The following is a 12,448-nucleotide window of genomic DNA, read 5'->3' as shown; positions in this document are numbered from 1 at the left end:
TTCCGTCCCCACCCGCGTCGACCTCCGGGTCGCCGGGTCCGGGTCCGCACCACCTCGGTGCACGGGCTTGACGTGGTTCGTCCACGGCATACCCACCGGCGCTTCCGCGACCGGACGGACCCGTGGACAGGCCTCTTGCGCACCTGGTGCCAGGAGGCCTTTCTGGTGCCTGGTCGTCATGACGGACGAAGGAGCAAGCACATCAGCGAGCCTCGCATCAACGACCGGATCCGTGTTCCCGAGGTCCGGCTGGTGGGACCGAACGGGGAGCAGGTCGGCATCGTGCGCGTCGAGGACGCGCTGCGGCTGGCCGCCGAGGCGGACCTCGACCTGGTCGAGGTGGCCCCCGAGGCACGTCCCCCGGTCGCCAAGCTCATGGACTTCGGCAAGTACAAGTACGAGACCGCCATGAAGGCCCGGGAGTCCCGGAAGAACCAGGTCAACACGGTCATCAAGGAGATCAAGCTCCGTCCCAAGATCGACGACCACGACTACGGCACCAAGAAGGGCCACGTCGTCCGCTTCCTCAAGGGGGGCGACAAGGTCAAGGTGACCATCATGTTCCGCGGCCGGGAGCAGTCCCGACCGGAGCTGGGCTTCCGGCTCCTGCAGCGGTTGGCCGAGGACGTCGCCGAGCTGGGCTTCGTCGAGAGCGCCCCGCGCCAGGACGGCCGCAACATGGTCATGGTGCTCGGGCCGACCAAGAAGAAGACGGTCGTCCGTCAGGAGAAGCGCCGCGAGGCCGAGCGGTCGCGCACCGGCGAGCCGGGGGGCGAGGCTCCCGCCGCGTCCGAGGCGGGCACCACCCAGACCGAGCAGGCCTGAGACGCCCCGGCGTCCACCTGCGCACCACCACGCCCGCGGCAGCAGCGGGCCCACGCACGAAGGAGATCGGCCCATGCCGAAGATGAAGACCCACAGCGGCGCCAAGAAGCGCTTCCGGGTGACCGGGACCGGCAAGGTCATGCACCAGCGGGCCCGCCACGTCCACAAGTTCCAGGAGCGCAGCTCCAAGGCGGCCCGTCGTCTCGTGAACGACAAGCTGGTCGCCCCGTCCGACGTCCGCAAGGTGAAGAAGATGCTCGGCCTCTGAGCCGCAGCACCTTCCGCACCTCCCAGCACACACAAGGAGACATCACGTGGCACGCGTGAAGCGGGCGGTCAACGCCCACAAGAAGCGTCGGGTCGTCCTGGACCGCGCCAGCGGCTACCGCGGACAGCGCAGCCGGCTCTACCGCAAGGCCAAGGAGCAGGTCACCCACTCGCTGGTCTACTCCTACAACGACCGGCGCAAGCGCAAGGGTGACTTCCGTCGCCTGTGGATCCAGCGGATCAACGCCGCGCCCGCGCCAACGGGATGACCTACAACCGGTTCATCCAGGGCCTCAAGGCCGCCGGGATCGAGGTCGACCGCCGCATGCTGGCCGAGCTGGCCGTGCACGACGAGGCCGCCTTCGTCGCGCTCGTCGACCTGGCCAGGGCCAACGTCCCCGCCGAGGGCGAGAAGGCCGACTCGGCCGCCTGACCGGCACACCCCACGTCCGCCCCAGCCCCGTGACCGGCCTCCCGCCGCTGAGCAGCACCCGCAGCGAGCGCGTCCGGCAGGTCACGGCGCTGGGGCGTCGTGCTGCCCGCGACCGGCAGGGGCGCTTCCTCGTCGAGGGGCCGCAGGCCGTGCGCGAGCTGCTCGGGTATGCCGCGGGCGCGGCCGAGGTCCTCTACGTCACCCCCGCGGCCCTGGACCGCCACGCCGACCTCGTCGAGCAGGCGGTGCGCCTCGGGGTGGCCGTGCGGGAGTGCACCGCGGACGTCCTGGGCGTCATGGCGGGGACCGAGCACCCTCAGGGGCTGCTGGCGGTGGCCCGGCGGGTCGACGTCCCGCTGGAGCAGGCGCTGGCGGCGGTCGGGGAGCAGGGGTTCGTCGTGGTGCTCGCGCACGTGCGTGACCCGGGCAACGCGGGCACGGTGCTGCGGGCCGCGGACGCCTTCGGCGCCGCGGCCGTCGTCGTCAGCGCGGCCTCGGTCGACGTCTACAACCCCAAGGTGGTGAGGTCCACCGCGGGCTCGCTCTTCCACCTGCCGGTGAGCGTGGGCACCCCCGTCCAGGAGGTGCTGCAGGCCTGCCGCGCCCGGGGCATCCGCCTGCTCGCGGCCGACGGGTCGGGGCAGACCCGGTTGCCGGACGTCGACCTCACCGGCCCGCACGCCTGGGTGATGGGCAACGAGGCCTGGGGCCTTCCTCCCGACGTGCTCGCGGGGTGCGACGCCGCGGTGTCGGTGCCGATCCGCCGGGCCGAGTCGCTCAACCTGGCGATGGCGGCGACCGTGTGCCTGCACGCCTCCTCGGTGGCCACCGGCGCCGTCTGAGTCAGCCCGACCGGCGGCCCAGGAGCGCCAGGACCAGCACGGCGAGGGCACCCAGGGCGGCCAGGGCGAGCGTGACCCCCACCTGTCCGTCGGGCGCCAGCAGTCCTCGGTCCTCGTCCTGCCAGGGCCACAGCGCGCGCAAGGCCCCCAGGATCACACCCGTGAGCACGACGAGGGTGGGCACGTGGTGGTGCTCGAGCAACCGCTGGAGCAGGCGGAGGAAGGACGCCAGGCCGACGGCCGCACCCGCCCCGAAGACGAGCAGGTAGCCCAGGTCGCGTTCGTTGAGGGCGGCCAGGGTGGGTTCGTACAGGCCCAGGGTCAGCAGGAGGAACGAGCCCGAGAGGCCGGGCAGCGCCAGGGCGCAGACGGCGACCGCGGCGGCCGCGAAGACGACGGCGGGGTGCGTCGGCAGGTGCTGGGGAGGCAGGCCGACCAGGACGGCGGCCGCCACGGCCACCACGGCCGCCAGCGCGACGTAGCGCCACGACCAGGCGCGCCCGACGATGGTCGCCGGCACCAGCACGGCGGCCGCGCTCATCCCCAGGAACAGCCCCAGCGTGGGCACCGGGTGCCGCTCGGCGACCGGCGCCACGAGCGCGGCGGTGAGCAACGCCGCCGGCACCATGCCCGCGACCACCGGCAGCACGACGTCCCAGCGCACCCGGGCCAGCTCGGCCCGGGCCGCGGGCCGGTCGGTCGGCAGCAGCCGCAGCCCGCCCACGAAGTGCCCGGCGGAGGTGACCAGCCGCTCGTAGATGCCGACGATGAGCATGACGGTCCCGCCGCTGATGCCGGGCACCACCTCGGCGGCGCCGACGAGCGCCCCGCGGGCCGCATGCAGGATCGAGGTCGTCACGGGGGGCATGGCGTCAGACTAGGCGCTCGTCGGGGGTCGTCGTGCCGCCGCCTACACTTGCGCAGGTGTCCGGACCCAACACCAGCTACGACCCCGTCGAGGTCGCCGCCCTCGCGCCGGAGGCGGTCGACCAGGCCGTCGCCGACGCGCTCGCGGCGATCGAGGCCGCCGACTCCCTCGACGCCCTGAAGGCCGCCCGGCTGGCGCACGCCGGGGAGCGCTCCCCGCTCGCCCTGGCCAACCGCGAGATCGGCGCCCTTCCGCCCAGCGCCAAGGCCGAGGCCGGCAAGCGGGTCGGGCAGGCGCGCGGCCGCGTCAACGCCGCGCTGACCGCACGGCAGGCCGAGCTGGAGGCCGAGCGGGACGAGCGGATCCTCGTCGAGGAGGCGATGGACCTCACGGCCGTGCCCGCCCGCCGCCCGCTGGGCCGCCGGCACGTGCTGACGGTCACCGCGGAACGGATGGCCGACGCCATGGTCGGCATGGGGTGGGAGATCGCCGAGGGGCCCGGCGTGGAGGCCGAGTGGTTCAACTTCGACGCGCTCAACTTCGACAAGGACCACCCGGCACGGCAGATGCAGGACACCTTCTTCGTCGACCCGGCCGACGCCGGCCTGGTCCTGCGCACGCACACCTCGCCGGTCCAGGCGCGGTCCCTGCTCGAGCGGGGCGTGCCGCTCTACGTGGCCGTGCCCGGCAAGACCTTCCGCACCGACGAGCTGGACGCCACCCATACCCCCGTCTTCCACCAGCTCGAGGGGCTGGCCGTCGACGAGGGGCTGACGATGGCCCACCTCAAGGGCACGCTCGACCGGCTCGCCGAGGCGATGTTCGGCCCCGGCATCGTCAGCCGCCTGCGCCCGGCCTACTTCCCGTTCACCGAGCCCAGCGCCGAGATGGACTTCCGCTGCTTCGTCTGCCGCGGGGAGGACACCGGGTGCCGGACGTGCGGCGGCACGGGCTGGATCGAGTGGGGGGGCTGCGGCATGGTCAACCACAACGTCCTGCGGGCCTGCGGCGTGGACCCGGAGCGCTACCAGGCTTCGCCTTCGGGATGGGCGTGGAGCGGACCGCGATGTTCCGCCACGGCATCACCGACATGCGGGAGCTGATCGAGGGAGACGTGCGCTTCAACGCGCAGTTCGGGATGGAGATCTGATGCGGGTTCCGGTCGACTGGCTGGGCGAGTACGTCGAGCTGCCGCAGGACGTCACCGGCGAGCAGATCGCCGCGGCCCTGGTCTCCGTGGGCCTCGAGGAGGAGGGCCTGCACACCAGCGGCGTCGGCGGCCCGCTCGTCGTGGGCCGCGTGCTGGAGAAGCACCCGGAGCCGCAGAAGAACGGCAGGACGATCAACTGGTGCCAGGTGGACGTCGCGGACGCCAACGGCACCGGCGAGCCCCAGGGTATCGTGTGCGGCGCGCACAACTTCGAGGTCGGCGACCTGGTGGCGGTCATCCTGCCCGGAGGCGTGCTGCCGACCCTGCAGGGTCCGATGACCATCTCCGCCCGCAAGACCTACGGCCACGTGTCCGCCGGGATGATCTGCTCGGTCCGCGAGCTGGGCATCGGCGACGACCACGAGGGCATCATCGTGCTCCCACGTCTGCTCGGCCACGAGCAGGTCGAGCAGCTGGGGCTGACGCCCGGCGACGACCTCGTCGGGGTCCTCGGCCTGGACCGCGAGGTCGTCGAGGTCAACGTCACCCCCGACCGCGGCTACTGCTTCAGCATCCGCGGCATCGCCCGGGAGTACTCCCACGCGACGGGCGCGGCATACCGTGACCCCGCCGACCTGCCGGTCGACCCGGCGACGGGGGACGGGTATGCCGTGGAGCTGCGCGACGAGCACCGCCCCCACGGCGAGGTGCCCGGCTGCGACCGCTACGTGGCCCGGGTCGTGCGGGGACTCGACCTGACCCGGCAGACGCCGGAGTGGATGGCCCGCCGCCTGACCGAGGCCGGCATGCGCCCGATCGGCCTGGCCGTCGACGTCACCAACTACGTCATGCTCGCGCTGGGCCAGCCGCTGCACGCCTTCGACCTGGCCACGCTGGACAGCCCGATCGTGGTCCGCCGGGCGCGGGCGGGTGAGCGGCTGCGCACGCTCGACGACGTCGACCGCGAGCTGGACCCCGAGGACCTGCTCATCACCTGCGGCCCCGACGGGGAGCGCATCCTGGCCCTGGCCGGCGTGATGGGCGGCGAGGACGGCGAGGTGACGCCCGGGACGACCACCGACGTGCTCATCGAGTCGGCCCATTTCGACCCCCGCACCGTCGCCCGCACCTCGCGGCGCCACCGCCTCTCGAGCGAGGCGGCAAAGCGGTTCGAGCGCGGGGTCGACCCGGCGGTGGCCGCGGCGGCGGCCCAGCTCGCCGTCGACCTGCTCGTCGAGCACGGGGGTGGCACCGCCGACCCGGCGATCACCGACCGTGACGAGCGCCCGACCACGGGCATGGCGCCGATCCGGATGGAGGTGGACCTGCCGACGCGCTACGTCGGGGTGGACTACCCGGCCGCGCGGGTCGTCGAGCTGCTCGAGGCGATCGGCTGCGACGTCCGGGCCGAGGGCGAGGGCATGCTGACGGTCGTCCCGCCCACCTGGCGGCCCGACCTGACCGACGCGCCCACGCTGGTGGAGGAGGTCGCCCGGATCGACGGCTACGACAAGATCCCCTCCGTCGTGCCGCGGGCCACCGGCGGGCGCGGCCTCACCCACGCGCAGCGTTCCCGCCGGGCCGTGGCGGCGGCCCTGGCCGGATCCGGCCTGCAGGAGGTGCTGACCTACCCCTTCGTCGGCGAGAGCAGGTTCGAGGAGCTCGCCCTGCCGGCCGACGACCCGCGCCGCGCGGCGCTGCGCCTCGCCAACCCGCTCTCCGACGAGGCACCGCTGATGCGGACCGAGCTGCTGCAGACCCTGCCCGAGTCCTTGCGCCGCAACGTCTCCCGCGGGAGCCGCGACGTGGCGCTCTTCGAGATCGACACGGTCACGCTCCCCGACCACGCGGCCAAGGCCCCGGTGCCCGGTGTCGGTGCACGCCCGGACGAGGAGACCCTCGCGACGATCCGCGCGGCCGTCCCGGCGCAGCCGTGGCACGTGGCGCTCATGGCCGCCGGCCAGGCCGACCGTGCCGGCTGGTGGGGCAGCGGCCGGCACGTCGACGTGACCGACGTCGCAGCCTGGGCGCACGCGGTCGCGGACACCCTCGGTGTCCCCGTCCGGCGCAGGCCGGCCGACCGGGCACCCTTCCACCCCGGGCGCTGCGTGGAGCTCACGCTCGCCGACGGCACGACCGTCGGCTGGGCCGGCGAGCTGCACCCCAAGGTGGTCCAGCGCCTCGGACTGCCCGACCGGACCGCCGCCGCCGAGCTCGACCTGGAGGTGCTCCTGCGGGCCAGCGACCACCGCACCCAGGCGCGCCCGCTGTCGACCCACCCCACTGCCGCCTCCGACGTAGCACTGGTGGTCCCCCTGTCGACCCGGTACGGCGACGTGGAGGAGTCGCTGCGCGCCGGAGCGGGGGACCTGCTCGAGGCCATCGAGCTGTTCGACGTCTACGTCGGCGACCAGGTCGGGCCGGACCAGCAGTCGCTGGCCTTCCGGATGCACTTCCGGGCCCCGGACCGCACCCTGACCACCGAGGAGGTCAACACCGCCCGCGACGCCGCCGTGGCCCGCGCCACGCAGGACCACGGCGCCGCCCAGCGCTGACCCGCCGACTAGGCTGGGCTGCATGAGCGCTCCCCCCGCCCACGTCGCCCTCGTCACCGGTGCCTCGCGCGGCATCGGTGCGCACATCGTCGCCGCGCTGCTCGACGACGGCTGGACGGTCGTCGGCCTCTCCCGCTCGGGCCAGGTGACCGACGGGGCCGAGGGGCTGGCGTGCGACGTCACCGACGCCGCGGCCGTCGAGGAGGCGGTCCGTCAGGTGGTGGACCGCCACGGACGGATCGACCTGCTCGTCAACAACGCGGGCCTGGTCGAGACCGAGCAGCCCTTGTGGGAGGCCGACGTCGACGAGTGGTGGCAGGTCATGGTCACCAACGTCAAGGGACCGTTCCTGCTCATGCGCGCGGTGGTGCCGCACATGATCGCCGGCGGGGGAGGGCGCGTCGTCAACCTCAACTCCGGCTCGGGGACCCGTGAGAGCGACGTGCTGACCTCCTACCACGCCTCCAAGTCAGCCCTCGCCAGGCTGACGGGCGGCGTCGCGCTGGCCGGCGCGGAGCACGGGGTGCGTGCGTTCGACCTCGCGCCGGGGGTGATCGAGTCCGACATGACGCACTCGATGCGGATGCACCAGGGGCGTACCGACTGGACCGACCCGGAGGACGTCAAGGCGCTGGTCCTGGCGATCGCCCACGGCGAGCTCGACGGGTTCAGCGGCCGCTTCCTGCGGGCGGGCACGGACGACCTCGACCTGCTGCGCGCACGTTCCCGGGCGGGCCTGGGCGAGGGGGAGCGGATGCTCCGCCTGCGCCCATGGGGCGAGGACGATCCCCTCCGCGGCTGACGCCCGCACGGCCCACGGCGGCACGGTGCCACCGGCACATGGCCCACGACCGCACGGCCGACGACGGCACGGCGGCGAGTGAGCGCATACTCATGCATGCTCTTGTATAGTCACGCCGTGACCAGCATTCCGATGACGCGGGCGGCCCGGCACCAGCGGATCGCTGACCTGCTCGAACGGCACGCGGTGGGGTCGCAGGCGCAGCTGCTGGACCTCCTGGCCGAGGACGCCATCCACGTGACCCAGGCGACGCTGTCGCGTGACCTCGTCGACCTGGGGGCGGTCAAGGTGCGCCGCGGCCGGCAGCTCGTGTACGCCGTGCCCGGCGAGGGCGGGGACACCACGCCCCGCCCCGCTCAGGACGCCCAGCAGGTCTCGGCCCGCCTGGTCCGTCTCCTGCAGGAGCTGCTCGTGAGCGCCCGCGCGGTCGGCAACCAGGTCGTCCTGCGGACGCCTCCGGGAGCCGCCCAGTACCTCGCGGCGGCGATCGACCGCAGCGACGACCCCGACGTGCTCGGCACCATCGCCGGCGACGACACCATCCTGGTCATCACCACGGCTCCGGACGGCGGGCCGGAGACCGCCGAGCGGCTGCTCTCGATCGCCGACCTGGGGGACGTCGGCCCATGACGTGCCGCGGGGGGCCGGGCGGGCACGGGCGGTCATGGGGGAGGATGGGGCCATGACGGCAAGCCTGTGGGGAGGTCGCTTCACCGGCGGCCCCAGCGACGCCCTGGCGGCGCTCAGCAAGAGCACGCACTTCGACTGGCGCCTGGCGCCGTACGACCTGGCGGGGTCCCGTGCCCATGCCCGGGTCCTGCACCGGGCCGGGCTGCTCTCGGACGAGCACCTGGGCGTCATGCTCGGCGGACTGCGGCAGCTCGGCGAGGACGTGCGGTCCGGGGAGTTCGTCCCGGCGCCGGACGACGAGGACGTGCACACCGCGCTCGAGCGCGGGCTGATCGAACGGATCGGGCCCGACGTGGGCGGGCGGCTGCGGGCGGGCCGTTCCCGCAACGACCAGGTCGCCACCCAGTTCCGGATGTACCTGCGGGACCAGGCCCGCCTGCTCTCGGCCAAGGTGCTCGACGTCGTCCAGGCGCTCCTCGACCAGGCTGCGGCCCACCCCACGACGGCCATGCCGGGCCGCACGCACCTGCAGCACGCGCAGCCGGTGCTGCTGGCCCACCACCTGCAGGCGCACGCGTGGGCCCTGCTGCGCGACGTGGACCGCTGGGCCGACTGGGACGTCAGGGCGGCCGTGTCCCCCTACGGGTCCGGGGCGCTGGCCGGGTCCTCGCTGGGGCTGGACCCGGAGTCGATCGCCCACGACCTGGGCATGGACCGGCCCAGCGAGAACTCGATCGACGGCACGGCCTCCCGGGACTTCGCCGCGGAGTTCTCCTTCGTGGCGGCCATGGTGTCGGTCGACCTGTCGCGCATCGCCGAGGAGGTCATCCTCTGGGCCACCGCCGAGTTCGGCTTCGTCACCCTCGACGACGCCTTCTCGACCGGGTCCAGCATCATGCCGCAGAAGAAGAACCCGGACGTGGCCGAGCTGGCCCGGGGGAAGGCCGGCCGGCTGATCGGCGACCTCGCCGGGCTGATGGCCACCCTCAAGGGGCTGCCGCTGGCCTACAACCGCGACCTGCAGGAGGACAAGGAACCGGTCTTCGACGCGGTCGACACCCTCGAGGTCCTGCTCCCCGCCGTCGCCGGGATGGTGGCCACCCTGACCTTCGACACCGACCGGCTGGCGCAGCTCGCCCCCCAGGGGTTCTCCCTCGCCACCGACGTGGCCGAGTGGCTGGTGCGCCAAGGAGTTCCCTTCCGCGTCGCCCACGAGGTCGCGGGCGGCTGCGTCCGGGTGTGCGAGGAGCGCGGCATCGGCCTGGAGGAGCTCTCCGACGAGGACCTCGCGGCGATCAGCCCGCACCTCGACCCGCAGGTGCGCGGGGTGCTCACCGTCGCGGGGTCGCTGGCCTCCCGCAACGCCCACGGGGGCACCGCCCCGGCCCGGGTCAGCGAGCAGCACGCCCATCTGCTCAAGCAGGTTGCGCGGCACCGGCACTGGGTCCAGGACGTTCCGCAGGTGCGTGACTGAGCACGTCGGGGCAGGAGCGCCGGGTGCGCGTCCGCCCCTGCCCCCGATGGTGCAGCCGCGCCGCGACTGGCTGGCAGGACCGGTCCTGCAGGTCGCGCCCGCCCTGCTCGGGGCCCACGTCAGCGCCGGCGGGGTGACGGTCCGGCTCACCGAGGTCGAGGCCTACGCGGGCACCCGCGACCCGGGCTCGCACGCCTTCCGCGGCCCCACGCCACGCACCCAGGTGATGTTCGGCCCGCCCGGGCACCTCTACGTCTACTTCTCCTACGGGATGCACTGGTGCTGCAACGTGGTGTGCGGCCCCGACGGGGAGGCGAGCGCGGTGCTGCTGCGGGCCGGGGAGGTCGTCGCGGGTATGGAGTCCGCGCGCGCCCGACGCGACGCGGGCCGGGCCCGGCCGCACCCGGCCCGGGACCTGGCCCGCGGACCGGCTCGGCTGCCTCCGCGCTCGGCCTGGGGCGCGAGCACGACGGCCTGGACCTGCTCGATGCCGCCAGCCCGGTGGAGCTGCGGGTCGCGGACGGCGAGGTCGGGACCGTGCGTCAGGGCCCACGGGTGGGGGTCTCGGGGGAGGGCGGCGACGGACGGCTGCATCCGTGGCGCTTCTGGATCGACGGGGACCCGACCGTGTCCGCGTACCGTCCCGGGACGGCCCGACGGCGTCCCGGCCGGGCCGGGACCGACCCGCCCCGCACGTAGGCTGGGCCCGCACCCGTCCCATGACACCTGCCCGACCCTGTGCCGCCGTCAGGGACACCGCATACACCCCACCGGAAGGACCTGCGAGCGTGACCAACATCCTCGACGAGCTGCAGTGGCGGGGGCTGGTGGCCCAGACCACCGACGAGGCCGGCCTCCGCGAGGCGCTCGACGACACCCTGACGGTGTACTGCGGCTTCGACCCCACCGCCCCCAGCCTGCACTTCGGCAACCTCGTGCAGCTGATCGTCCTGCGCCACCTGCAGCGGGCCGGGCACCGCGTCCTGTGCCTGGTGGGCGGTTCCACGGGCCTCATCGGCGATCCGAGGCCCACGTCCGAGCGGGTGCTCAAGACCAAGGAGACGACGGCCCACTACGTGGAACGGATCCGTGAGCAGGTCCGGCCCTTCCTGGACTTCGAGGGGGACAACCCGGCGGTCGTGGTCAACAACCTGGACTGGACCGCCCCGATGAGCGCGCTCGACTTCCTCCGCGACGTGGGCAAGCACTTCCGGGTCAACCAGATGATCCGCAAGGAGGCGATCGCCGCCCGGCTCGAGAGCCAGGAGGGCATCTCCTACACCGAGTTCAGCTACCAGCTGCTGCAGGCGCTGGACTACCTGCACCTCTACCGCGAGCACGGCTGCACCCTGCAGACGGGCGGGCAGGACCAGTGGGGAAACCTCACGGCCGGCGTTGACCTCATCCACCGGGCGGAGGGCGGGACGGCCCACGTGCTGACCACACCGCTCATCACCGACGAGAACGGCGAGAAGTACGGCAAGTCCGCCGGCAACGCGGTCTGGCTCGCGGCCGACATGACCAGCCCCTACGCGTTCTACCAGTACTGGATCAACGTGGCGGACAGCGAGGTGGGCAAGCTCCTGCGGGTGTTCACCGACCGTGACGAGGCGGAGGTCGCCGAGCTGGAGGTCGCCGCCAGGGAACGTCCGCACCTGCGTGAGGCCCAGCGCGCCCTCGCCGCCGACGTCACCACCCTCGTGCACGGGCAGGCGGCCACCGCTCAGGTCGAGGCCGCCAGCCGGGTCCTGTTCGGCCGGGGGGATCCCGCCACCGTCGACGCTGGCACCCTGCGCGACGCGACGGCCGAGCTGCCCGGCGCCGAGGTGCCCGTGGGCGCCAGCCTCGTGGAGGCGCTCGTGCTCGCCGGCCTGGCGGACAGCAGGGGCGCCGCCCGGCGTCTGATGGCGGAGGGTGGCGTCAGCCTGAACAACGCCAAGGTGGAGGACGTCGAGCGCACCCTCCAGGAGCAGGACTTCCTCCACGGCGAGGTCGTGCTCCTGCGCCGTGGCCGGAAGAACCTCGCCGCGGTCCGCCGCAGCGACGGCCCAGCCACGCCCTGAGGTCCCACCGCGCCACGATCAGGCGTCTGACCTGCGGATTTGTGTTCCGCGGGCCACGTGCCTAAAGTTATCTCTCGCCGCACCGACAGGGAGGCACGGACACCGGGAACGGTGGCCGGTCCCGGGTCGGCACCCCTCATCGACCAGGCGGTCTCGAACCGCCCGCGGAGTTGACTCCGCAGCGATGGAGGGAATAACCTGGAGAGGTTGCCCCGGATGAGGCTTGCACGGTTGTGTGGGTTTCTGGTGGTGTGTGTCCGATTCTTGAGAACTCAACAGCGTGTCAGTTTATTGATGCCATGTATTTGTTTGGCCATCGCGTTCCTGCCCCCCGGTGGGGCGTGGTGGTTTGTTTGTCAGGAAACTGGATTCTTTGGTAAGAGTTTTGGTTTTTATCGGAGAGTTTGATCCTGGCTCAGGACGAACGCTGGCGGCGTGCCTAACACATGCAAGTCGAACGATGAAGCCCAGCTTGCTGGGTGGATTAGTGGCGAACGGGTGAGTAACACGTGAGTAACCTGCCCTTCACTCTGGGATAA

The 12,448-nt window shown here is 73.0% G+C and carries 9 protein-coding genes, 1 rRNA gene and 3 pseudogenes; 12 read left to right on the top strand and 1 reads right to left on the bottom strand.

Going from position 1 to position 12,448, the window contains the following annotated elements; all coding sequences use genetic code 11:
- Positions 1-201: 201 nt before the first annotated feature.
- The 4 genes and pseudogenes from infC to BJF81_RS07330 all read left to right on the top strand — a co-directional run bounded on the left by infC (position 202) and on the right by BJF81_RS07330 (position 2,367).
- Positions 202-825: a translation initiation factor IF-3 gene (infC, locus tag BJF81_RS07345; protein WP_075957827.1), complete on the top strand. Its 624-nt coding sequence runs from the start codon at positions 202-204 to the stop codon at positions 823-825.
- A 73-nt stretch (positions 826-898) separates the two neighbouring features.
- Positions 899-1,093: a 50S ribosomal protein L35 gene (gene rpmI, locus BJF81_RS07340; protein WP_075957787.1), complete on the top strand. Its 195-nt coding sequence runs from the start codon at positions 899-901 to the stop codon at positions 1,091-1,093.
- 46 nt (positions 1,094-1,139) lie between these two features.
- Positions 1,140-1,525: pseudogene (gene rplT, locus BJF81_RS07335) on the top strand (50S ribosomal protein L20).
- 29 nt (positions 1,526-1,554) lie between these two features.
- Positions 1,555-2,367, top strand: a complete 813-nt coding sequence (locus BJF81_RS07330) for a TrmH family RNA methyltransferase (RefSeq protein WP_075957786.1) — start codon at positions 1,555-1,557, stop codon at positions 2,365-2,367.
- Between the two features lies 1 nt (position 2,368).
- On the opposite strand, the gene BJF81_RS07325 is transcribed toward BJF81_RS07330, so the two are convergent.
- Positions 2,369-3,235 (bottom strand): DUF368 domain-containing protein, encoded by an 867-nt coding sequence (locus tag BJF81_RS07325; protein ID WP_075957785.1) that lies wholly within the window; start codon positions 3,233-3,235, stop codon positions 2,369-2,371.
- A gap of 56 nt (positions 3,236-3,291) precedes the next feature.
- On the opposite strand from BJF81_RS07325, the pseudogene pheS reads away from it, so the two are divergent.
- From pheS to BJF81_RS07285, 8 genes and pseudogenes are all read left to right on the top strand, one after another.
- Positions 3,292-4,385 (top strand): annotated as a pseudogene (gene pheS, locus BJF81_RS07320) (phenylalanine--tRNA ligase subunit alpha).
- Positions 4,385-6,940 (top strand): phenylalanine--tRNA ligase subunit beta, encoded by a 2,556-nt coding sequence (gene pheT / locus BJF81_RS07315; RefSeq protein ID WP_075957784.1) that lies wholly within the window; start codon positions 4,385-4,387, stop codon positions 6,938-6,940. The pseudogene pheS and the gene pheT overlap by 1 nt, the downstream one beginning before the upstream one ends.
- A gap of 22 nt (positions 6,941-6,962) precedes the next feature.
- On the top strand, positions 6,963-7,742 hold the full coding sequence (locus BJF81_RS07310) for an SDR family NAD(P)-dependent oxidoreductase (RefSeq protein WP_075957783.1): 780 nt from the start codon (positions 6,963-6,965) through the stop codon (positions 7,740-7,742).
- A 117-nt stretch (positions 7,743-7,859) separates the two neighbouring features.
- Positions 7,860-8,372, top strand: a complete 513-nt coding sequence (argR, locus tag BJF81_RS07305; RefSeq protein WP_377465422.1) for an arginine repressor — start codon at positions 7,860-7,862, stop codon at positions 8,370-8,372.
- A gap of 52 nt (positions 8,373-8,424) precedes the next feature.
- Positions 8,425-9,846, top strand: a complete 1,422-nt coding sequence (gene argH / locus BJF81_RS07300; protein WP_143780720.1) for an argininosuccinate lyase — start codon at positions 8,425-8,427, stop codon at positions 9,844-9,846.
- 46 nt (positions 9,847-9,892) lie between these two features.
- Positions 9,893-10,545: pseudogene (locus BJF81_RS07295) on the top strand (DNA-3-methyladenine glycosylase).
- A gap of 89 nt (positions 10,546-10,634) precedes the next feature.
- Positions 10,635-11,909, top strand: coding sequence for a tyrosine--tRNA ligase (gene tyrS / locus BJF81_RS07290; protein ID WP_075957781.1), 1,275 nt, complete (start codon positions 10,635-10,637; stop codon positions 11,907-11,909).
- A gap of 392 nt (positions 11,910-12,301) precedes the next feature.
- Positions 12,302-12,448, top strand: a 16S ribosomal RNA gene (locus BJF81_RS07285); the annotation flags it as partial.

Origin of the sequence: Ornithinimicrobium sp. CNJ-824 (genome assembly GCF_001942405.1) — a bacterium.
Classification (GTDB): domain Bacteria; phylum Actinomycetota; class Actinomycetes; order Actinomycetales; family Dermatophilaceae; genus Ornithinicoccus; species Ornithinicoccus kibberensis.
Note: the sequence above shows the minus strand (reverse complement) of the source record. Positions and strands in the feature narration are given on the sequence as shown.

Coding starts and splice junctions, on each gene's coding strand:
- argH (WP_143780720.1), top strand. CDS start 8,425: ATGACGGCAAGCCTGTGGGGAGGTCGCTTCACCGGCGGCCCCAGCGAC.
- pheT (WP_075957784.1), top strand. CDS start 4,385: ATGCGGGTTCCGGTCGACTGGCTGGGCGAGTACGTCGAGCTGCCGCAG.
- rpmI (WP_075957787.1), top strand. CDS start 899: ATGCCGAAGATGAAGACCCACAGCGGCGCCAAGAAGCGCTTCCGGGTG.
- BJF81_RS07310 (WP_075957783.1), top strand. CDS start 6,963: ATGAGCGCTCCCCCCGCCCACGTCGCCCTCGTCACCGGTGCCTCGCGC.
- BJF81_RS07325 (WP_075957785.1), bottom strand. CDS start 3,235: ATGCCCCCCGTGACGACCTCGATCCTGCATGCGGCCCGCGGGGCGCTC.